The sequence below is a fragment of the Rhizobium croatiense genome, assembly GCF_019793465.1.
GTDB lineage: Bacteria > Pseudomonadota > Alphaproteobacteria > Rhizobiales > Rhizobiaceae > Rhizobium > Rhizobium croatiense.
This window is the reverse complement of record NZ_JAILYJ010000024.1, coordinates 1-19,424: the sequence shown is the minus strand read 5'-3', so window position 1 is coordinate 19,424 and position 19,424 is coordinate 1. Positions and strand designations below refer to the sequence as shown.

22 protein-coding genes and 4 pseudogenes are annotated in these 19,424 nt (G+C 58.4%); 14 read left to right on the top strand and 12 right to left on the bottom strand.

Annotated elements, in window-relative coordinates; translation table 11 throughout:
• Positions 1-83 precede the first annotated feature (83 nt).
• The 5 genes from K6M89_RS28170 to K6M89_RS28150 all read left to right on the top strand — a co-directional run bounded on the left by K6M89_RS28170 (position 84) and on the right by K6M89_RS28150 (position 1,547).
• Complete coding sequence (locus K6M89_RS28170; protein ID WP_008534154.1) at positions 84-293, top strand: CBS domain-containing protein; 210 nt, start codon at positions 84-86, stop codon at positions 291-293.
• A 154-nt stretch (positions 294-447) separates the two neighbouring features.
• Positions 448-705 (top strand): BON domain-containing protein, encoded by a 258-nt coding sequence (locus tag K6M89_RS28165; RefSeq protein ID WP_004674366.1) that lies wholly within the window; start codon positions 448-450, stop codon positions 703-705.
• Between the two features lie 39 nt (positions 706-744).
• A complete protein-coding gene (locus K6M89_RS28160) occupies positions 745-888 on the top strand; it encodes a hypothetical protein (protein ID WP_010033181.1) in 144 nt (47 codons plus the stop codon).
• Between the two features lie 86 nt (positions 889-974).
• Positions 975-1,208: a hypothetical protein gene (locus K6M89_RS28155; RefSeq protein WP_004674368.1), complete on the top strand. Its 234-nt coding sequence runs from the start codon at positions 975-977 to the stop codon at positions 1,206-1,208.
• 9 nt (positions 1,209-1,217) lie between these two features.
• Entirely contained in the window at positions 1,218-1,547 is a 330-nt protein-coding gene (locus K6M89_RS28150) for a hypothetical protein (RefSeq protein ID WP_009992643.1), read from the top strand.
• Here K6M89_RS28150 and K6M89_RS28145 read toward each other — a convergent pair.
• The 5 genes and pseudogenes from K6M89_RS28145 to K6M89_RS31920 all read right to left on the bottom strand — a co-directional run.
• Positions 1,517-1,882, bottom strand: a complete 366-nt coding sequence (locus K6M89_RS28145; protein WP_004674370.1) for an aldehyde dehydrogenase large subunit — start codon at positions 1,880-1,882, stop codon at positions 1,517-1,519. The two genes, K6M89_RS28150 and K6M89_RS28145, sit on opposite strands and share 31 nt — an antisense overlap.
• Positions 1,879-2,640, bottom strand: coding sequence for an N-acyl homoserine lactonase family protein (locus K6M89_RS28140; protein WP_004674371.1), 762 nt, complete (start codon positions 2,638-2,640; stop codon positions 1,879-1,881). The genes K6M89_RS28145 and K6M89_RS28140 overlap by 4 nt, the downstream gene beginning before the upstream one ends.
• The gene (locus K6M89_RS31680) at positions 2,637-2,921 is read right to left on the bottom strand and encodes a (2Fe-2S)-binding protein (protein ID WP_004674373.1); all 285 of its coding nucleotides are present in this window, start codon (positions 2,919-2,921) and stop codon (positions 2,637-2,639) included. Before K6M89_RS31680 ends, K6M89_RS28140 begins: the two co-directional genes overlap by 4 nt.
• A 186-nt stretch (positions 2,922-3,107) precedes the next feature.
• Complete coding sequence (locus K6M89_RS28130; protein ID WP_004674374.1) at positions 3,108-3,755, bottom strand: FAD binding domain-containing protein; 648 nt, start codon at positions 3,753-3,755, stop codon at positions 3,108-3,110.
• Positions 3,756-3,955: 200 nt separating this feature from the next.
• Positions 3,956-4,129 (bottom strand): annotated as a pseudogene (locus K6M89_RS31920) (transposase domain-containing protein); the annotation flags it as partial.
• Between the two features lie 195 nt (positions 4,130-4,324).
• Here K6M89_RS31920 and K6M89_RS28120 point away from each other — a divergent pair.
• The 4 genes and pseudogenes from K6M89_RS28120 to K6M89_RS28100 form a co-directional block, all read left to right on the top strand.
• Complete coding sequence (locus tag K6M89_RS28120) at positions 4,325-4,792, top strand: avidin/streptavidin family protein (protein WP_004674376.1); 468 nt, start codon at positions 4,325-4,327, stop codon at positions 4,790-4,792.
• A 224-nt stretch (positions 4,793-5,016) separates the two neighbouring features.
• Positions 5,017-5,244: pseudogene (tnpB, locus tag K6M89_RS31795) on the top strand (IS66 family insertion sequence element accessory protein TnpB); the annotation flags it as partial.
• 326 nt (positions 5,245-5,570) lie between these two features.
• Complete coding sequence (locus tag K6M89_RS28105; RefSeq protein ID WP_010031604.1) at positions 5,571-5,858, top strand: hypothetical protein; 288 nt, start codon at positions 5,571-5,573, stop codon at positions 5,856-5,858.
• A gap of 47 nt (positions 5,859-5,905) precedes the next feature.
• Positions 5,906-6,608, top strand: a pseudogene (locus K6M89_RS28100) (transposase domain-containing protein); the annotation flags it as partial.
• 42 nt (positions 6,609-6,650) lie between these two features.
• Here the strand turns inward: K6M89_RS28100 and K6M89_RS28095 are convergent.
• The 5 genes from K6M89_RS28095 to K6M89_RS28080 form a co-directional block, all read right to left on the bottom strand.
• Positions 6,651-7,043, bottom strand: coding sequence for a hypothetical protein (locus K6M89_RS28095; RefSeq protein ID WP_004674379.1), 393 nt, complete (start codon positions 7,041-7,043; stop codon positions 6,651-6,653).
• Positions 7,044-7,069: 26 nt separating this feature from the next.
• The gene (locus K6M89_RS28090; RefSeq protein ID WP_018446454.1) at positions 7,070-9,019 is read right to left on the bottom strand and encodes a multicopper oxidase family protein; all 1,950 of its coding nucleotides are present in this window, start codon (positions 9,017-9,019) and stop codon (positions 7,070-7,072) included.
• A gap of 480 nt (positions 9,020-9,499) precedes the next feature.
• Positions 9,500-9,622: a hypothetical protein gene (locus K6M89_RS31555; RefSeq protein WP_009982859.1), complete on the bottom strand. Its 123-nt coding sequence runs from the start codon at positions 9,620-9,622 to the stop codon at positions 9,500-9,502.
• A gap of 22 nt (positions 9,623-9,644) precedes the next feature.
• Positions 9,645-10,346 carry a RibD family protein gene (locus K6M89_RS28085; protein WP_004674381.1) on the bottom strand — a complete coding sequence of 234 codons (702 nt, stop codon included), beginning with the start codon at positions 10,344-10,346 and terminating at the stop codon, positions 9,645-9,647.
• A gap of 31 nt (positions 10,347-10,377) precedes the next feature.
• The gene (locus K6M89_RS28080; RefSeq protein ID WP_004674382.1) at positions 10,378-11,229 is read right to left on the bottom strand and encodes an SDR family NAD(P)-dependent oxidoreductase; all 852 of its coding nucleotides are present in this window, start codon (positions 11,227-11,229) and stop codon (positions 10,378-10,380) included.
• Between the two features lie 467 nt (positions 11,230-11,696).
• Here K6M89_RS28080 and K6M89_RS28075 point away from each other — a divergent pair, with 467 nt between their 5' ends.
• The 4 genes from K6M89_RS28075 to K6M89_RS28060 all read left to right on the top strand — a co-directional run bounded on the left by K6M89_RS28075 (position 11,697) and on the right by K6M89_RS28060 (position 15,628).
• Complete coding sequence (locus tag K6M89_RS28075) at positions 11,697-12,479, top strand: SDR family NAD(P)-dependent oxidoreductase (RefSeq protein WP_004674384.1); 783 nt, start codon at positions 11,697-11,699, stop codon at positions 12,477-12,479.
• Between the two features lie 11 nt (positions 12,480-12,490).
• A complete protein-coding gene (locus K6M89_RS28070) occupies positions 12,491-13,438 on the top strand; it encodes an SDR family oxidoreductase (RefSeq protein WP_004674385.1) in 948 nt (315 codons plus the stop codon).
• Positions 13,439-13,569: 131 nt separating this feature from the next.
• Positions 13,570-14,475 carry a LysR family transcriptional regulator gene (locus tag K6M89_RS28065; protein WP_004674388.1) on the top strand — a complete coding sequence of 302 codons (906 nt, stop codon included), beginning with the start codon at positions 13,570-13,572 and terminating at the stop codon, positions 14,473-14,475.
• A 286-nt stretch (positions 14,476-14,761) separates the two neighbouring features.
• Positions 14,762-15,628, top strand: coding sequence for an ISAs1 family transposase (locus K6M89_RS28060; RefSeq protein ID WP_237353332.1), 867 nt, complete (start codon positions 14,762-14,764; stop codon positions 15,626-15,628).
• 409 nt (positions 15,629-16,037) lie between these two features.
• On the opposite strand, the pseudogene K6M89_RS31265 reads toward K6M89_RS28060, so the two are convergent.
• Positions 16,038-16,218, bottom strand: a pseudogene (locus tag K6M89_RS31265) (hypothetical protein); the annotation flags it as partial.
• A gap of 468 nt (positions 16,219-16,686) precedes the next feature.
• On the opposite strand from K6M89_RS31265, the gene K6M89_RS28055 reads away from it, so the two are divergent.
• Positions 16,687-19,131: a beta-glucosidase gene (locus tag K6M89_RS28055; RefSeq protein ID WP_004674391.1), complete on the top strand. Its 2,445-nt coding sequence runs from the start codon at positions 16,687-16,689 to the stop codon at positions 19,129-19,131.
• A 12-nt stretch (positions 19,132-19,143) separates the two neighbouring features.
• Here K6M89_RS28055 and K6M89_RS28050 read toward each other — a convergent pair.
• On the bottom strand, positions 19,144-19,424 hold a 281-nt coding region (locus tag K6M89_RS28050; RefSeq protein ID WP_207900914.1), incomplete at its 5' end, for a hypothetical protein.

Sequence of the window (19,424 nt, the reverse complement as noted above, 5' to 3'; positions counted from 1 at the left end):
AATGCGCTCAACAAGTTGGCTCCGTAATTGTCCGATCGAAAAGGAGACAGCGCGATGCTTGCTAGAGACATCATGACGACCCCGTGACGACGCTCGACGAGGGACACAACGTCAGGGAAGCCGTCGAGATCGTCAACGCCAGCAAGATCGGCGCGGTGCCCGTCATCGATGGCGAAGGGCGGCTCACCGGCATCGTCACCGGGGAGACCTGCTGCGCCGGGTGGCGTCATCCTGGGCGAGACGGGCGGTACCGCATACGCGCGACCGCGAAGATGCACTGGCGGACTATGTGAAGGCCCGAAGCTGGCGCGTCAAGGACGTGATGTCGACGCCCGTCGTCAGCGCCGCCCCGAGCGCAACCGCGAGCCAGCTCGCAGAACTCCTGCAGGCCCACGACATCAAACACCGAACGGCAGACTCGCCGGCATAATCAGCCGTCACGACTTGATGCGAGCGCTTCTCGATGTTCGACGGCAGTGTACTGCTTCCGGCGACGAGGCCCTAGGGACGGCCGTTCGTGGCCGCCTGGAAACCGAGTTCGAAATAAGGTTCCCCATCGTCAATGCGACCGTCTCCAACGGGGCAGTCACCCTGAGGGGAGAGGTCGAGACGGAGCTGGAATGCTCGGCGGCCAGGGTGGCGGCGGAAAGCATCCGCGGCGTCGGCGGCGTGGTAAACAACATCACCCTGGCTACCGCATGGTGAGCTCTCTCAAACTATGAAATCGTCCCTGGAGTTTCCGTCATGTTTGTCAGGGTCATCGCAGACGCCGTCGTGTCGAGGCTTCTCCTCATCATCCTGATCCTCATGGTGGGGACGGTCGTGAGCGTCCTACTGGTGAGGCCATCCCACGACTCCCGAACCGGGCGCGTCGAGCGCTCTCTCTGACCCGTGAGTGCGCGATGAACATCTGGCCCTCCAGGATTTAATTGTCCGGCCGCGTCCCGCAAAAGACCGGAGGCGCGACGGATTCGATGCTCTCCGAACTATTCGGCTTCATCTGGCTGATGGGAAGGCGTCATCAGGCGTTGGTCGCAGGGCTGTCCCTGGCTCTTTTCGTTATCGGCGCGGCGCCTCTCGAACTCCAGCGCCGGATCGTCAATGAGGCGACCGAGCAAGCGTCATACCGGTCTCTTCTCTTTCTCGTATCCCTCTATCTCGCGGTCGCAGTGTTGAAGGGCGCGATAAAATTCACCTCCAACCTCTAAAGAAGCTGGGTGGGCGAAAAAAGCACGCTTTGGCTCGGGGCGCGCGTTCTGCATCGGGCCGAGACGCCGCCATCGGAATCCACGCTCGAGGGGGTTGAGCTGTCGATCATCTTTGCGGAAGCGGAACCGGTGGGCAGTTTCGTTGGGACCAGCATCTCCGAGCCGCTACTCCAGATCGGCATCCTTGTCACCGTGGGCGGTTATCTGATCTATCTCCAGCCGCTGATGAGGATGGCCGCCCGCAAAGCCGATCACCCGCTACAGCGCAATGAAACGCGCGGGCGCTCGGCTTTACTCCCTACCGTCACCTACGCCACGTACTGGGACACGATCCAGTAGAACGGCCACCTTTTCCCGCGTGCAAGTGGCCATATGGGGGTGGCGTAATAACCAGGCATACGCGAGGTCGGTATGGCAGGTTTGATCTCTCCTTCCAGGTCGCTCGCGTCATAGATCGCGACGACGCCGGGCACCGAGAACGCATCGCCGACATCGATGTTCAGGATTCGGGCATGTGGCTGGTCGGAGCGTCGCAATGCGATATGCAACATACCGCGGCGCCATGTATCGACATACTGACCAACACCCGTCAGCAGACGTGGATCTTCGGTGCGCTTGTCCCGCTTGCCGACAAGTTTGGGCCGCAGCTCGACGGAATGGTCCTGCTGGCTCATTCGTAGAACTCCACACCCTTTCGCAACTCTTGCCATTGCGCGTCGTCGTGGCCGAAAATGATAGAAGCTCCCCGCTCCCGAAGAGCTTTCAGGCGAGCGAGTGCCTCTGCGGCGAGTTCGATGTTCCAAGTATTTCTCGGAGCGATACCGGTGTCGACGCTCGCCTGGAGCGGGGCAGCATCTGAAGCGAGTATAAATGAACCATCTTTTTCCAGCTCGACACGGGCGACGGTCATTCCGGGGGTATGACCCGGCATGGGCAGCAAGACGATGCGCCCGTCGCCAAAGACGTCATGCTCGGCATTGAAGGTCTGGAAACCCTGGGGCTGGTCCCATTCTCCTCGAAGATAGCCTTGATTTTCTGCACCGCTTGCCGTGGCGGCCTGCGCCTCCGCTTCGTGGCAGAGGATCGTTGCGCGCCGAAAGTACGCGTTGCAGCCGCAATGATCGGGATGCAGATGTGAACAGATCACAACATCTATGTCCTCGGGATCGAGAGCAAGAGTCTTCAACTGATGAACGACCGTCCGCTCTGGCGAAAAGATCGGGGTCATAACCTTGCTTAACCCACCCCATCGCGCGCCTGGATCGATGGCGGCCTCTGGATTGCATCCGCTATCGAACAGCGCGTTGCCTTGGGGATGGCGCATCAGGGTGGCGTGAACCGGCAATTCAATCGCTTCTTCCTTCAGCGCCCCAGGGACGTAAATGGACCGGCGCATACGAAGCCGGCCGGCCTCGAGAAAATGCATCTTCATCTTAAAGGTCCTCTCTTGCTAGCCAGTTCGCGGACGGCGTTGACGATGTTTTCATAGCCCGTACAACGACAGATGTTTCCTGAGAGCGCTTCCCTGATCTTATCATCGGTTTCCAGCGGATGGTGGCGAAGAAGGTCGATGATCGCCAACGATGAAACTGGGCCTACAAATTCGCATTGCAGGCCATGATGCTGGCGGAACGCTTCTTGGATTCGTCCGAGTATCGACGCTTCCCTGGCCATGGTTTCGATTTCGCTCCCGTCTGCCTGCACTGCAAGCATCAGACAGGAGCGTGCGCTCCTTCCATCGAGAATGACGGTGCAGGCACCGCAAACGCCATGTTCGCACCCGACATGGGTTCCGGTCAGGCAAAGGATCCTGGCGCAGGAAGTGGCTCAGCAGCGTTCGTGCTTCGATCGTGCGCGTCATATACGCTTCGTTGACGCTGACGGTGATCGTCTTCTCACTCATCTTGCTTGAAGCCTTTCGTGGTTCGCGCGGCTCCAGGCGGCGCGAAGGGCCCGTTTGGCAAGGACGCCTGAGAGATGCCTGCGGTAATCTGCAGAGGCATGGATATCCGTGTTGGGCGTGAGGATTCCAGCCAGGCGATCCGCCACCGTATCGAGAACCGGCTCGGAAACATCCGTCCCCTCGATGATGCCCTCGATCTCTTCAAGCCGCAGCGGGGTTTCACCAACGCCCATCATGCCAACGCGAACGTCAGACGCCCTGCCATCTACACAATGCAGCGTCGTCGCAAAGCAAGCGAGTGCGAAGTCCCCGTGGCGTTTTGCAAACTCCTCAAATCCCCATCCGGCATCCGGTCTCATCGCGTCGAGCTCGACGCGAATTACAAACTCGTCCGGTTCCAACGAGTTGACCAGCGATCCGACAAAAAAATCGGCTGCAGGTATTTCGCGTCTGCCGCGCTGAGAGGAGGCGATGACCGTCCCACCGAGGAACCGTGTCATCATCGGCATCTCGGTCGCTGGATCCGCATGCGCGACGCTGCCGCCGAAGGTGCCGCGGTTGCGCACGGTCATATGGGTGACGTGATGCATCGCCTCATGCACGATCGGCAAGTGTTGGCGGATGATCGGGTCTGTCGCGGTCATGTGATGGCGTACCGTCGGCGCCGATTCTCACCCGATCTCCGTGCAGTTCGATCCGATCTCCATGAACCGAAGTTACTACGCGCGGCGCCCAAAATCCCGCGGCCCTGCTCGGATGGATACGATCTCTCTGAGCAGTTCGAGGTTCTCGCCGGTCATGGTGGCCACGTCTTCGATCGTGCAGATATGCATCGAACGAGCCATCAGGCGGCCTTTTGCGCAGTGGAGACCGTCGGAAGCATATTCCACGGCAACAGGTCTTCAAGCCTATCTACCGGTTAATCTTTGATCTGGGTTAGGACGTCCGTGAGGTAGCTCTCGGGGTTGCGGCCATGCAGTTTGTCCGTTCCAATGATGGTCAAGATATTAGCGTTGCGCTATCCCGTTCGTAATTTGCATCGTGTAAGTCTTCACTCCTGATGCTCGTTCTCGGGCCGCGCCACGCAACGCGCGGCCCGTCTTTCGGTTTTCTCAACCCGGGAAATTGCTACTCGGATTGATTGATTATTACGAGTTTATATGCAACCTTCGGTACGATCGCCGACGGTCGGCGCACATCAGGAGGAAAAACCATGATCCGTACTAATGCAGTTGCAGCACTTGTGTTTGCTGTAGCAACCTCAGCTCTTGCTTTCGATGCAAGCAACTTCAAGGATTTTTCAAGCATCGCATCGGCTTCCAGCAGTTGGCAGAACCAGTCCGGCTCGACGATGATCATTCAAGTCGACTCGTTCGGAAACGTCTCCGGCCAATATGTAAACAGAGCCCAGGGCACCGGATGCCAGAACTCGCCCTATCCGCTAACAGGAAGGGTAAACGGGACGTTCATCGCATTTTCGGTCGGCTGGAACAATTCGACGGAGAACTGCAATTCCGCAACCGGATGGACCGGCTACGCACAGGTCAACGGCAACAACACTGAGATAGTCACGAGCTGGAACCTCGCTTACGAAGGCGGCTCCGGTCCGGCCATTGAGCAAGGACAAGACACTTTCCAGTACGTGCCGACGACTGAGAACAAAAGCCTCTTGAAGGATTAATCTCCTCTGCCCTGCCGGCGCTGGCCCGTCAGAGATTGTGGAGCAAGAATTCATCGAATATGGCCAAAGGCTTAGACGAAGCTGCTTTCCCTGCCGAATAAAAGCGCCGCGTGCTCGTCCGCGCGGCGCAAATCCTTATTTGATGAGTTCAATGCGGCCAAAACGGCAAGCTTTCCGGACAAAAGTAAGCATCCGAGGATGCGCCGCCTTGGGGCAAACGCGGCGATCTGATCAAGGTCGTTTGGCACGATGGCCAGGGGGCCTGCCTGTTCACGAAAAAATTGGAGCGAGGAAGGTTTATCTAGCGTGACGGCCAGGGCGCTTGTCTGTTCACGAAGAAGCTGGAGCGCGGCCGCTTCATCTGGCCGTCAGCCGCTGACGGCACGGTGGTGATCACACCGGCGCAGCTCGGTTATCTGCTCGAAGGTCTACAGAAATATCCCTGCTTGTGAGTCTGACGAATCATCACCGGACAAGATCGAGGTGCTGGATCCGAGCCATCCGTTATTTGGACGCTCCTTTAATGTGATCCGTGAGGTGGGACGTAGAGGCGGCAACTTCGCGCCGTCGTATGAGGTTGAACATCGTGGTGGATCGACCTTGCTGATACCCGTGTCTGCGACACAGGGATATGTCGAAGCCTGAAATACTGACGCGCAAAGGACACCATTCGCCCAATTGTGAGGAGAAGGTTTTGCCAATCACTGTGCAACGCCTCCGCCTTGCAGCGGGCATCTAGGTAAAGGCACAGCGCAACAGATGGACACACGAACCTAGTTTGCTCAGCGCCGTACAACTTGCCGCCAGGCTCGATATTCCCGTCAATTGGATTTACGTTCAAATCAGGCGGAAGCGCCTGCTCATCGACCAGCAATCAACCGGAGCATATTTGTTCCAAAATTCCCCGGCGGTCGTCAACGCGGTTCGCGACCTTCGCAACCGTACCATTCATCAACTCGATCTGAGAATCATTCAGCCTCACCAGGAGGGGCATCAACATCCGTTGTCGCTGGAGGGAATTGACTGGCGCGCACGGCAGGAAACCTGGCGCCCCAGCCGGGTTTGACTGAATTTTTACATTGAGATTGTTGAGAAATCTGATTCAATGTCGTTATGACATTGCCGCCGCTTACCCTGCCATCGGACCTTGCCAGCGCTCATCCGGCGCTGCTGGCCGAACCTGCTGCGCGGCTGCAAGCTGAGGCGGAAGCGGCCAACGCGAAGGCGCGGCTGTCGAACATTGAGGCGCTCAACGTGCATTTGCAGTTGCTGATCGGCAAGCTGGAGCGCGAGAAGCACGGGCCGCGCCGCGAGCGCACGCAGCGGCTGATCGATCAGTTGGAATTTGCAGCTCGAAGAGCTCGTGGCGTAGGCCGCCGAGGACGAACTGAGCGTCCAAGAGGCCGCGGCCAGAACGCAGTCCGTGCGCGCCTTCGCCCGCAAGCGTCCAGTGCGCAAGGCGTGGCCCAAAGACGTCGAGCGCGCACGCATCGTCATCGAAGCGCCGACGGCATGTGCCTGCTGTGGCGGCTCGCGGCTGTCGAAGCTGGGCGAGGACGTGACGGAAACGCTGGAGGATATCCCGCGCCGATTCAAGGTGATCGAGACGGTGCGCGAGAAATTTACCTGCCGCGATTGCGAGGCGATCAGTCAGGCTCCCGCACCGTTCCATGCGACGCCCGCGCGGCTTCATCGGCCCTCAGTTGCTGGCGACGATCGTGTTCGACAAGTTCGGGCAGCACATCCCGCTGAACCGCCAGAGCACGCGGTTCAAATGTGAGGCATCGGTCCGTCGACCCAGACCCTGGCCGGTGAATGTTGATCCGAATGTCTTCGAGCTGCGGCAAATGCTGGAGCATCACTGTCGCACGGCATACCAGGAGGCAACGTAGCCGGCTGCGGCGACCCCATGCGAATGCGGGACGTCGCGGACGATGCTACCGACAATGGCGTCCCTTTGATCGACGCCATTCGGCCAGTTCGGCACGATGTAGCCGCGATAGCTGTAGATCCAGGTCTCGCCGGCCACATCGCCCTTTCCAGTGAATTGCAGCTCGACAGGGTCTCCCGGACGCACCGTACCGGTCAATTCCAGCGACCACCCGGGCCCACCAATGGTTCCGCCGACCTTGCGCCGAGCCAACTCGGTCAGCACCAGCGTTCCCTGGCCAAATTCCAGTGCATTGAAATCAACCGATAAATCGGGATTGTTGATCAGGCTGCGATAACTCCAAGTGCCAGTGAAGCTCATAGTTCCTCCCAATGGCGATCGACGCCCTAATGATGGCCGGAAACGGTGCCACCCTGGCCGTCCGGCAGGGTGATCCTGATGTTCTGCATCATGCCCTGGTCCTCATGATCGAGGATGTGGCAATGCAGAACGAACTCGCCGATATAGCGCTGGTAGTGCGTCCGCACGGTGATCGTGTAGCGCGCCGACGGATCGGTGCCGGGATTCTTGATCCACAGCGTGTCCTTCCAGACATTTTTCAAGCCTGGATATTGCGGATCGCCGTCGTCATCGGCGCCAAGCGCGCTGACATCGTTGCCGGCCGCATCGACAATTTTGATGATCTGAAACGGATTGACATGGATATGGAATGGGTGGCTGACGAAATCCGAGCGGAGCGTCCATTCGTCGACTCCGCTCAGCGGCAACGTCCGGTCGATGCGGTTGGGATCATAAGGTTTGCCGTCAACCTCGAAGAAGGTGGCACCCGGCTGTTTCACATCGATGTTAAACACCAGTTGCTGCTCGCCGGTGACCTCGCCCGCGTCGATGTCCGGATGGGGAATAAAGCTTGAGAGCGACATCTCGTTCTTGAGGTCATCGATAACCTTGCCGGCGACATTCTGTGACATCGTGCGCTCAGCCGCCGAAATCAGCCAATCCTGCAGATAGGTGCCGATCTCGCCATTGACGGCATGGCCGCCTACTGCAGTGACTATGCCGAGAAGCCGTCGGCTTGGAGCCTCCTGGTTGACGCTGGCCGCTGCCGGTGCGGCGCCATCGATGATGCAGTAGTCACCCGCTCCTGGCAACACCACCAGCGCGTCAACGCGGTAGCCCGGTTGCAGGATCGCTTGCTGCCGCATCTGCACCTGCGCCATTGTCAGCCCGTCCTGGGCCACCACCCCATACGGAATAGTATCCTTGCCGCAATTCTGATCGATCCATCTGTCGGTGTCCGCTGCCGCAAGCGTGCGGAACGCGGTCGTCCCGGTCTTGCGCCGGATTTCGAAATTGATGGTGTCGCGAACCCCGGCGTGTATCATCCGCCACCGCTCGACCGAGCCAGCCTCCGCTAATGCCAACTGACCAAGCACCTGGCCGTTGACGCTGGTGAAGCGGCCCGAAGCCGGCCAACTGCCAGGTCCGAACTGATCGTAGCTTTCGATGCCGCCCACCTGTCCTGGCTGGCAATCATAAGTGATGTCGCCATTGTTATCGGTGCAAGCATATTGAATCTGCTGTAGCACCAAAACCCGTTCGGCGATATCGGAGCCGCCCGGCTGCTTCAATAGGCGGTCGATATCGCCAGTCTCGGTCGGTGTCGGCATGCGATCGCCACGGATGATCAACGCCCCGGACATGCCACTCGACACCTGCAATGCGGTTGATCCGTGTAGGTGTGGGTGATACCAGAAGGTGCCGGCGGGATGCTCAACGGCGATGTTGTATTCATATTGGAACGAAACGCCGGGACGGATTGAGATCAGCACATTATCGCCATTGCCAGACGGATTTACCCAGAGACCGTGCGAATGCAGGTTGGTACCGTTGAAGCAATGGGGGGTATTGGCACTGCCACCGCCGATGCCGCAGGTGGAATCCTGAGGGAACAGGTTGTGAAGCGTTACCCGCACCGTCTGACCGGGCCGTAGATCGATGGTCGGTCCAACCAATGGCGTGTCGGCACCGGATAAGCCGGTCTGGCGGGCGTCTTGATAGCCGCGCAGTTTAACGTGGTCGTAGCGCGCCGTGGCCGGATTGTAGATCTGTCGGTCGAGATAGGTAGCGTTCATATCGAGCAGAACCTCGCCCGGAAATGTCTCCCGGCTTTGTTCGAAGGTTTTCAGCATCCCCTGGGATTTTGTGATAGGTTGCAGCATATAGGCCAGGGGGTTAGTCACGGCCCTGGCCTCTTGAGCGACTGCGAATAGCGCATGGGTGACCGAAAAAACGCTCGCCATACCGAAGATCGCAATTTTGTCAGACACAGACAAACAACCCTCCCAAACCTCTGCCCGGAGTTTTGTTCTCCCCGGGTCGAACCGCATCCACAAAGTTCTACTGCGTCACCATGCGTTCACCTGCAATTCGACTTTGACTCGCGCGCTTTCTCGGGAGAAGACAGCTGCCGCCGCGCGACGAGAAAGTTTCAAGACTCATGCCACTCTGGCCGGATCGAGCCTCAGAAGGAATCTTGTGCCTATGCTTCAAGGACTTCCACGAGAGCGCGGTAGGAAGTCGGGCGGAACAGCACCATGGCGCGCACCTGACAAACCTGACAGCAGGTGTAGTAGGCCCGACATTTTTGTGGGGAGCATCGTTACGTGCGGCAATACGCGTCTCACCTTGTTTGTTTGTCGAGCTGCACTCGAGCAACGCCTTGACGCTCATATCGCGGTCACCGCCGCGGGCATTAATGTCGGCGTCACATACCGTTCATCACACCGCCTAATCGGAGAGACACCACGGGCAGACTACGCCAGTTCTTCCGGCTCTCTGCGCTGCGCGATGATCTCGAAACAAGGTTGCTTGCTCAGGAGTATCGCGCCCTGCTCCTCGACGATCATTTCGACGACGGCAGGAGGGAGCCCTTCCACAATCTTCTCCTACGGACGTCTCTTATGGACGTCCAACGCGATATCTCAGATGCACGGAGCCGAGGCCAGCGGCTTCGGCGCTGATAAACGTGAGCCTCGCCCTGCCGGCAAGCCCATCCTCGCCGCCCTCGAATATGGCCGGTGTATTCGACTTGCCTCCGATCGCAGGGAAGATGACCAGGCTGACCTCGTCAACAAGACCCGCCTTCAAGAAATGGCCATTGGTTTGCGCCCCGCCTTCCAGCATCAAGCGCTTCACACCGAACTCGGTTCCAAGAAGGTCAAGCGCGTTTTTCAGATCGACGCCATCTTTCTCCGAGACGATATAGGAAACGCCAGCCTGGGTGAGGCCCGCCAGGTAAGCATCATCCACGTCAGATCCTGTCAGGACCACAAGGTGAGCTCCCTCAATGTCGCTCTTGTCCCAGCGTAGCCGACCGTCCTTATCCACGATGACAGCGAACTCGCCGGCGTCCGGGTTGGCGATATGGATCGGTCGCGCGGCTGTGCCGGTTGCTTGATAGGGGCGGTCGACGGCGTCCGCGAACTCTTCTCCCGTCGCTCTTCCCGAAAGCCAGGCGTCGGCACCGATCTTCTCATGCAGGCCGTCATAGATCTTCACGAGCTCATCGACCGAATGGCCGGTTGCCTCGGCCCAATCATTGACGATCAATCGGCCATCCAGCGGCGACATCATGTGACAGATTACATAGGGTCTGGGCATTGGATTACTCTCCTCTACAAACATTCCACCGTCAGTGGCCTGCCTTCAACCAGGCTGCGAATTTATCCATCCAGTCGGGGTGCCAACGTGAAAGCGCGGGTCGGTTCAGAATCATGTCATCGGCCGCCCAGCGGATCCGTCTGGCATCTATCGCAGACGTAACCGCGTTATCCGGACAGATGATGTAAAAATTCTCGTCGAGCAGACGGACCAGGAAGTATTCCACCAGTTGCTCTGCGGTCCATGCCTCATCGGGTTTCGCAATGCCCTGCGGCTTGAGTGCGATGTTCATGGGTGTCCACGTGTAGCCAGGGACGAGGAGATGAGCCGAAACACGACCTCCCGTCTCCTTCAGAAGCTCGTGCGACAGCTGTTCGGTCAGGACTTTGACAGCTGCCTTTGCCACCGAATATGCGGCGTTACCTGGAGGAGTCGTAATACCTTCCTTGGAGCCGAGGTTGACAACGGCCGACTGGCGACCGGCTTCGATCATGTAGGGCACGAAGACGTGTTGCGCGGCCAGAACACCTCCGAAGTTTACATCGATCTGGCGTCGCCACTTTGCAGGATTGTCCCAAGGGCCGGCTCCTTGCGTTATGCCCGCGTTGTTTACTAGGACGGCCACGTCGCCAAACCGCGAAATCGTTTCGTCCCGCAACCTGGTCAGTGCCGACAAATCTGATACGTCGCCGCTCACGATCAGGATGTCCGTGTCGAGTGTCGAAGTAACATCCTCAAGTGCGTCGGCGTCGAGATCCAGCAGCGCGAGCTTCATGCCGCGGGCCGCGAGAGCCCTCGCGATTGCCAAGCCGATGCCCTTCGCAGCTCCCGTGATGACCGCAACGCGGCCAGGAGCAACGACGCTGTTCATTCTCTCGCTCATTTTTTGTCTTTCCCGTCATTGGACCGTCACCGCTGGAAGGTGTGCCGGACAAGCCGTCGCCGTGGAATTTTTCTCCGAGAAGCGTGCCGGCCGATGGCACCAGCGCAGAGAAGTCCATCAACGCTACTCGGGCGCTTGGGTCGTCGGATCATATCCGCGGGCTGCGAACGACCGTTCGATCGCACTATAAGAATAGGGTAGCGCGACGGCTACTTGAAGTGAGCGGGATCGCACGCACCGATGAGCCGTGTTCACTCAAGGGCCTTCGTGACGTAGGGAATGCCTGGCCAGTTCGACCGCGGACGGGACCAAAAAGGTAACGCACTCCTGGTCCCTGCCAGATCGGTGGATGATTTTCACTCGCCGCCCCGATCAATTTTGCTCATGTAACCAATCGGCTCCACGGGCATTTGGTCACCAGCGCCTCGAGACGATCGTGGTGCTGACCAAACCAAAGGAGTGAAATCATGACAGGGAATAAACCACTCGCAATGATCACGGGCGGCTCATCTGGAATAGGCTTCGAGCTTGCCAAACAATTCGCCAAGAATGGATTCGATGTCGCCATTTCAGGCTCAAGCGACAAGGTGAACGAGGCCGCCGATGCGCTACGAAGCCTTGATGCCGAAGCATATCCGTTCAAAGCGGATGCCTCGACGTACGATGGCGTCGAGAGGTTCTGGACCTTTACGCAGGGGCTGGGGCGCCCCTTGGAAGCCGCGGCTCTGAACGTCGGTATCGGTATTGGCGGCGCCTTTGTCGATAACGATCTCGAGGATGAGCTTCGCCTGCTTGCGATCAATGTAACCGGGACCGTCCATATGGCCAAACGCGTCGTCCAACATATGGTCAAGAACGGCCGCGGCAGGATTCTCATCACCTCCTCGGTTTCGGCGACCCTGCCCACGCCATACGAAACCGTTTACGGCCCGTCGAAGGCATTCGGTTACATGGTCGCGGAATCTCTGCGCGAGGAGTTGCGCTCGACCGGGGTCACGGTGACGGCACTCCTTCCGGGCGCCACCAACAGCGACTTCCACGCGAACGCTGGAATGGGCGGTACGAAGCTCGGTGGCCAACAAAAAAACGACAAGACGCTCGTCGCCAAGCAGGGCTTCGAGGCCCTCATGAACGGCATCGACCATATCGTCGGCGGAGATCAGAAAACCAAGCGGCAGGTGTTGGAAAACCGGACGACCCCCGAGCCCGTCAAAGCCGCGCGGCAAGCCGAATTGACCCAACCGCAGTGAAGGAGCACGTCATGTCACATCTGAAAAACAAGGTCGCCATCGTCACAGGGGCTTCCTCGGGCATTGGAGCGGCGACCGCCAGAGGATTGGCGGAAAAAGGTGCGCGCGTCGTCCTTGCCGGCCGCAATGAGGAACGCCTCAGTCAGATCGTCGAAGACATCACCGGTTCGGGAGGTATTGCCAGCTACAAGGTTGCTGATGCCACGGATTTTGAGAGTACCAAGGCCCTCGTCGCGTTCGCCACAACGACGTACGGCCCGGTCGATATATTGGTCAACAATGCCGGCCTCATGCTCTTTTCCTATTGGAAGGATGCCGCCGTCGGCGATTGGAACAAGATGATCGATACCAACCTGCGTGGCTATCTGCATGCGATCGCCGCGGTGCTGCCGTCGATGTTGGAGCGCCGGTCCGGCCGCATCCTGAATATGAGCTCTATCGCCGGCGTTCATGTCGGCGAGGCGGCAGGGGTTTACGGAGCCACGAAGTTCTTCATACGCGGTATTACCGAAAGCCTCAGGAAGGAGGTGGGCGTGGGTAGCGGGATCCAAGTGTCTATGATCAGCCCTGGCGTGATCGATACCGGCTGGGCCGACAAGGTTCATGACGAGACGGGCAGAAAGATCGCCGGAGAGCTCAACAAGCAGGGTATTCCGCCGTCGTCGGTGGCTGAAGCCGTGGTCTATGCACTAGACCAGCCCCCGGAGATCACGATCAACGACATTTCGTCCATCCAACCCGGCAGGACTGGTAGCCCGCGTTTTCGAGAGCTCAGAACTAGAACCTCCGGGACTGTTAGACCGCCTCGCGGAACCAACCGGTGCCGTCTCTCGTGGCTGTGGACACGAAGATCTTCATTGCATGACGATCTAATCCCGGACGTTTTCGTTTTTCAGCGACCGGGCCATCTCCGCCGTCCTTCGCAGGATCCAACATGGATCACTAGGTCAAATTTTTGACTGCTTCCTCGGCCATCACATACCAAATACAGGGCCAGTTAAATAAGGATTGAAGGTGCCGGCCGGCCTGAAGCAAGGTCGGCGCCGGCAAGGGCGATCTTTTTCAGTACAAGTGCGAGTATCCATAACTCATGGTATCAACGCGGGCCGATCTGGCCGACCTTGAAACTTTCGTCGCGATCGCGCGTGCGGGGGGGTTCCGAAAGGCCGCCGCGCTTCGCGGCGTTTCCGGGTCTGCCCTCAGCCACTCGATCAGGGGTTTGGAGGCCCGTCTGGGCGTCCGTCTGTTTCATCGGACAAGCAGGAGCATCAGTCTCACCGCCGCCGGCGAAGTGCTGCTTGCCGAACTGGAGCCCCGTTTCCTCGGCATTCAAGCTGCGATGGATCTCCTAGACAGTTTCAGGAGCGGGCCTACGGGCAGAGTGAGAGTGACCACCCTGCGTGACGCCGCCGAGCTGCTGATCGCTCCTCGACTGCACAGTTTTCGCAAGAGCTACCCAGATGTCGAGGTCGAAGTCAGCGTCGAGGATCGCTTCATCGATATGGTCGCCGAAGGTTTTGACGCGGGCATCCGTTATGGGGGAACGGTTCCCGAGGGGATGATCGCGTCGCGTCTGACATCCGAACTCGAATGGATCGTAGTCGGTTCTCCGGCCTATCTCAACGAACGAGGGCGGCCCGCGCGGCCGGAAGATCTCTTGACGCACGAGTGCATCCGGATCCGAACCGGTACGGATCACCTCTGCAAATGGGAACTTGGCGACGGCGATCGCATGGTTTCTCTCGACGTTCCGGGACTTCTCACGCTCGGAGATTCGGAACTATCTATCCGCATGGCGGAGGAGGGAGGCGGTCTCTTTTATTGCCTGCAGGCCCGGGTCGAGGACAAACTTGCGGCCGGTTCACTCGAAGTCGTGCTGCCGGACTGGACCTCTACCGGGCCGGGTTTTCATGCATACTACGTTTCGCATCGACAGGTGCCGTCCGCTCTCCGGACGTTTCTCGACTACCTTAAGGCGCCGGTTGCGGGCGATTGAAGTGACGGCCAGACGAGACAGCTTCACCAGGCAGGAGAATCGCATATGGATGGTAAGGAGTTGTTTTGCTGAGGCAAATCGACTCAAGAACTCTCCGATAATTTGGAGGTACGGATGAATCGATTTGCCACCTGTTTTAAAGATCTGCCCGACCCTCGGGGCGCAACACACGTCATCCGCTGATGTCGATCCTGTTCATTGCCATTGCCGCGATCGTTTGCGGCGCCGAAAGCTGCGCCGACATGGCCGATTCGGCGTTTCCAAAAAGAAGTGGCTCAAGACGATCGTGCCGCTGCCCTATGGCATCGCCGGCCATGGCACCTTCTCCACCGTTTTCCGCTGCCTCAATCAGGTTGCCTTCGAAGCCGCTTTACCGAAGCCTTTGCAAAGGGCATGGAAGGCGTGGTGGCGGTCGACGGCAAGGCGGTACGAGGCGACGCCGCTGCCCCTCGTCAAGGTCTGGGCTGCCGGTTGCGGCCTGGTCATCGGCCAACAGACCGCGCCGGGCCGCAACGAGGTCCAAGGGGCGCTCGATGCGCTTGCGCTTTTGTCGCTGGAAGGTGCCATCGTCACCGCCGATGCCCTGCATTGCCGCGCCGATACCGCTCATGCCATCCTTTCCGCCGGCGGCGACTATGCCCTGGCGTTGAAGGCCAATCAGCCCGGCCTCCTGGCACAGACGATTGCTCGTCTGGACGACGTCGAGCCACTCGGCGTCCAGACCGCCGCCGAGAATGACCATGACCGCTGCGAAAGACGCCGTGCCTGCATCGTCGCCGTCAATGACATCGACTTCCCCGGCCTGCAGGCCATCGGCTCCGTCGAGGCCACAAGCCGTCATGCCGATGGCCGTCTGACCAGCCATGTCCGCTACTTCCTGCTCTCCACCGTCATGTCGGCTGCCGCCCTGATCGAGGTAACCAGAACTCATTGGCAGATCGAAAACAAACTGCACTGGGTGCTCGACGTCCAGTTCCGCGAGGATGCCGCCAGAAACCGTAAGGATCACGGACCGGCAAACATTGCTCTGTTACGAAAGATTGCCCTCAACCTCATCCGGGCCCATCCAGATAAGGCCTCCATTCGTCGAAAGATCAAGAAGGCAGGGTGGGACGATCAGTTCCTCATCTCTATCATCGCTCATATGCGATAGCCCTGCTTCACCAGGGGAATTTGAGTGCCGGCAGAAAGCGGTCGCTCGCAGCCAGAAAAATAATTGGCAGCAAGATCGCCTGGCATCCTTTAACATGCCGAAAGCGGAAAAAAATACGTGACAGCCTCCGATCCCTCTCTGAGCCGAGGCCATCCATGATGGTAGAGAATCCGCAAGTCTTCGGCTGTCTGACACGACCAGCCGGTACGAATGCGGTACTGCCACGGCTCTCCTCCAGGCGCCCGTTTTTGATCTCTCGATATCTAAATTTGTGCAGACGAGCAGGCAAAGCTATAACGGCAGGATCAACGAATACTGGTAGCTCTCAGACAATCTGGATCGATATCAACCGGGAATGCCTGCATATGTAGGGAGGATTCAAGCACGGCGTGAGGGCGATGCAGACGGACGAGGCGGAGACGTCACGGAAACCCGAGAGCACCTGCATCACCTCGCTCGAGGTTTCCAGGCGGCCTTGTAGGAGACCCGCGGCGTAGTGCCCCGAAAACCCCACCGCGCAAATGCTGATTATGAAAGACAGTACGAAAATGATTACTCTGTAGCCGGAAACGGGACAACAGCCTGTCCATTGTGGTCGATCCTTGTCCATAGGCGGTGAAGAAACTTCATCAATCGGGATCCGCCTCCGAGGGAAGCATCGAATCATCAATGACGACACGAAAGCTGCGCGACCGAGGTTGTCTGTCAACAGATTGTCTGATAAAGCTTGCTAATGTTCGAACTGTCTCACAAACTTGCGGAGGAATAACTCCGTAACAGAACCGGCGCTGCCGCAGCCGGCACAACTTTCACTGCTGAAATCGATTGCCGCGATGTTCCTTGTTTTCAATGGAAAGCGGTGACCGCATCTCGGCTATGTGAAGGCTTCGAACATGTCGTCGTCCTCGCGACGGCGGGACGCGACGCCTTGATGAACAAACGGGCGTCCTTTTTATGGATGGACGGCTCCATGGCGCCGAGATCACCAGCTTCCCCGATATGCATCTTGAGATGTTGATCTGGGACAGGTAAGTATTGAGATTCAAGAAGCAGAGAAGATGATTGATAAGAAAGCATTGCTCGATAATATGACCTTGGCGGAGCAGGTCTCGCTACTTTCCGGCGATACGTTCTGGTCTTTACCGCCCATCGACCGCCTAGGGATAGGGAGATTGCGCTTGACCGACGGCCCCAACGGCGCCCGCGGGGCGGGGTCTTTTGTCGGAGGTGTGACTGCAGCGGCTTTCCCGGTGGGCATCGCCATCGGAGCGAGTTGGAACCCGGATCTAGCCAAGGAAATCGGCAGTGCCCTAGGTGACGAGGTTCTTTCAAAAGGTGCCCACGTCTCGTTAGCCCCCACCGTTAACATCCAGCGTAGCGTCACAAACGGCCGCAACTTTGAGTGCTTCTCTGAGGATCCGATCCTGACGGCGGAACTTGCAGTCGGCTATATCGAAGGTCTGCAGTCCACGAAAGTCGGTGCCACGATAAAACATTTCGTCGGCAACGAGTCCGAGATTGAACGTACAACCATCTCTTCAGATATCGATGAACGCACGCTGCGCGAAGTCTACCTGATACCCTTTGAGACGGCGGTGAAGCGGGCAAAGGTCTGGGCCGTGATGTCTTCGTATAACAAGCTAAACGGTACTTACACGGCGGAAAGCCATTGGCTGTTGAACGAGGTTCTGCGCGGTGACTGGGGTTTTAACGGCGTGGTGATGTCGGACTGGTTCGGCTCGCGTTCGACCGCACCCACCGTGAATGCCGGGCTGGATCTGGAGATGCCGGGCCCGACTCGCGATCGCGGCTCCAAGCTACTGGCTGCGGTCGAAGGCGGCGAGGTTAGTGTCGAGACGATCCGCGCCTGTGTGCGCAATATCCTGACTTTGATGGAACGCACCGGCGCTATCAACGATCATCGCGAGTTTAAGGAGTACGCCATTGATCAACCGAAACATAGGGCATTGATCAGGCGCGCGGGAGCGGAAAGCGCAGTTCTGCTACAGAATGACGGGATCCTGCCATTGGCTCAGCAAGGTATGGTCGCCATCATTGGACCCAATGCCAAGGTCGCGCAGGTGATGGGAGGCGGCTCGGCGCAGTTGAACCCTCACTATGTCATCAGTCCGTGGCAGGGGCTGGTGGACGCGCTGGGTGAGGAGAATCTGTGCTACGCTCAGGGCTGCAACAATTATCGGTTTCAGCCGCTAATCGAAAACCCCACAACCTTCGAGTTTTTCCAAGGAAGGGAGCTAGCTGGCGAACCGGTGAAGGTCGTCGAGGAACCGTCGAGCCTTGGTGTATGGTTGCCCCCCGTGGCCGAGGGCTTTGTCGATCCCCTTCGCTTTTCGGCTAGAATGCGCACCATCTTCACAGCCTCGGAAGCCGGCGTCTATCGCGTCGGACTAACCTCGGCCGGGCTTGGCCGGGTCTATGTGGACGGCAGACTTGTGGTGGACGCTTGGGCTTCCTGGATACGTGGTACCACATTCTTTGAAGAAGGCTGCGAAGAGGTCGTGGGTGAAATCACGCTCGAAGCCGGCCGTACATACGAGGTCGTCGCCGAGTACGCCCGGCACGACCACGTCAACCTCTATATCGCCGCAATTCGGGTAGGAATAGGCAGATTTTCGGCCGAAGCGGAGATTGCCGAGGCAGCAGCCGTCGCGGCAAAGGCTGATCATGCGGTAGTCTTCGTGGGCAGAACGGGCGACTGGGATACCGAGGGCTCCGATCTTCGCGGTATTGCACTTCCCGGTCTGCAGAACCAGCTTGTTGAGGCGGTAATTGCGGCCAATCCGAACACGATCGTCGTACTACAAACCGGTGGACCGGTGGAAATGCCCTGGCTTTCCGGTGCTCGTGCAGTACTGCAATGCTGGTATCCCGGACAGGAGGCTGGCAACGCGATCGCCGATGTGCTCCTCGGCAAGGCCGAGCCCTCGGGCCGACTGGCACAGACCTTCCCCGTGCGCTGGGCTGACAACCCCACACATACTGAGGATGACGCGGTCTATCCAGGTAAGGACGGCCATGTGCGATATGACGAAGGTGTGTTCGTCGGTTATCGGCACTACGACCGCCACGGCATTAAGCCGCTGTTCCCGTTCGGTCATGGTCTCGGTTATTCAAGCTTTGCGATGTCGGACCTGACGGTAGGGCTACCAGACGCTGCCGGCGCGGTGACAGTGACACTGGAATTGACCAACATCAGCGAGCGGCCAGGTTCGGCAGTGGTGCAAATCTATGTCGGCGATGTTGAAGCATCTATACCCAGACCGGTTAAAGAGCTGAAAGCCTTCTCGAAAATTGCCCTGGAACCCGGTGAGAAACGAAGGTTGCGTTTCATACTTGACGCCCGAACATTTGCCTTCTTCGACACGACCGAGCGGCGTTGGCGGATAGAGGCGGGGGAATTTGCAGTGATGGCTGGGTTCTCGGCCACCGACATCCGTTTGAGTTTAACTGTCACGCAAAAGGGCGCTGTCTTGGCGCTCTGAATGGGCCGCAAATCAATGACCACATTGGGCAGTGGTCGAGTTCCAACGTATGCAGTTTTGGCGGTGAAGCTGGGTGAGTTGAGTGAGAGAATGCCTCAAAACCGGTACTTGGTTAATGGCATGGCGAAACACCGCCTGCGCCTCCAAAAACAGGCAATGTTTTCTGAACGATCGTAAGCGCGATTTTCCCCGCACCTTCTGCAATTGAGTGAGCTTTGGCATGAGGTGTCCACCAAAATAGGTGGACACCAAGGGATGGAAGAAGTGACCTGCCACTGAATTTTCATCCGGCG

Bases quoted from the DNA above. Each gene is read 5' to 3' on its own strand.
- K6M89_RS28165 (WP_004674366.1), top strand. From the start codon at position 448: ATGCGAGCGCTTCTCGATGTTCGACGGCAGTGTACTGCTTCCGGCGAC.
- K6M89_RS28160 (WP_010033181.1), top strand. From the start codon at position 745: ATGTTTGTCAGGGTCATCGCAGACGCCGTCGTGTCGAGGCTTCTCCTC.
- K6M89_RS28155 (WP_004674368.1), top strand. From the start codon at position 975: ATGCTCTCCGAACTATTCGGCTTCATCTGGCTGATGGGAAGGCGTCAT.
- K6M89_RS28145 (WP_004674370.1), bottom strand. From the start codon at position 1,882: ATGAGCCAGCAGGACCATTCCGTCGAGCTGCGGCCCAAACTTGTCGGC.
- K6M89_RS28140 (WP_004674371.1), bottom strand. From the start codon at position 2,640: ATGAAGATGCATTTTCTCGAGGCCGGCCGGCTTCGTATGCGCCGGTCC.
- K6M89_RS31680 (WP_004674373.1), bottom strand. From the start codon at position 2,921: ATGCTTGCAGTGCAGGCAGACGGGAGCGAAATCGAAACCATGGCCAGG.
- K6M89_RS28130 (WP_004674374.1), bottom strand. From the start codon at position 3,755: ATGACCGCGACAGACCCGATCATCCGCCAACACTTGCCGATCGTGCAT.
- K6M89_RS28120 (WP_004674376.1), top strand. From the start codon at position 4,325: ATGATCCGTACTAATGCAGTTGCAGCACTTGTGTTTGCTGTAGCAACC.
- K6M89_RS28095 (WP_004674379.1), bottom strand. From the start codon at position 7,043: ATGAGCTTCACTGGCACTTGGAGTTATCGCAGCCTGATCAACAATCCC.
- K6M89_RS28085 (WP_004674381.1), bottom strand. From the start codon at position 10,346: ATGCCCAGACCCTATGTAATCTGTCACATGATGTCGCCGCTGGATGGC.
- K6M89_RS28080 (WP_004674382.1), bottom strand. From the start codon at position 11,229: ATGAGCGAGAGAATGAACAGCGTCGTTGCTCCTGGCCGCGTTGCGGTC.
- K6M89_RS28075 (WP_004674384.1), top strand. From the start codon at position 11,697: ATGACAGGGAATAAACCACTCGCAATGATCACGGGCGGCTCATCTGGA.
- K6M89_RS28070 (WP_004674385.1), top strand. From the start codon at position 12,491: ATGTCACATCTGAAAAACAAGGTCGCCATCGTCACAGGGGCTTCCTCG.
- K6M89_RS28065 (WP_004674388.1), top strand. From the start codon at position 13,570: ATGGTATCAACGCGGGCCGATCTGGCCGACCTTGAAACTTTCGTCGCG.
- K6M89_RS28055 (WP_004674391.1), top strand. From the start codon at position 16,687: ATGATTGATAAGAAAGCATTGCTCGATAATATGACCTTGGCGGAGCAG.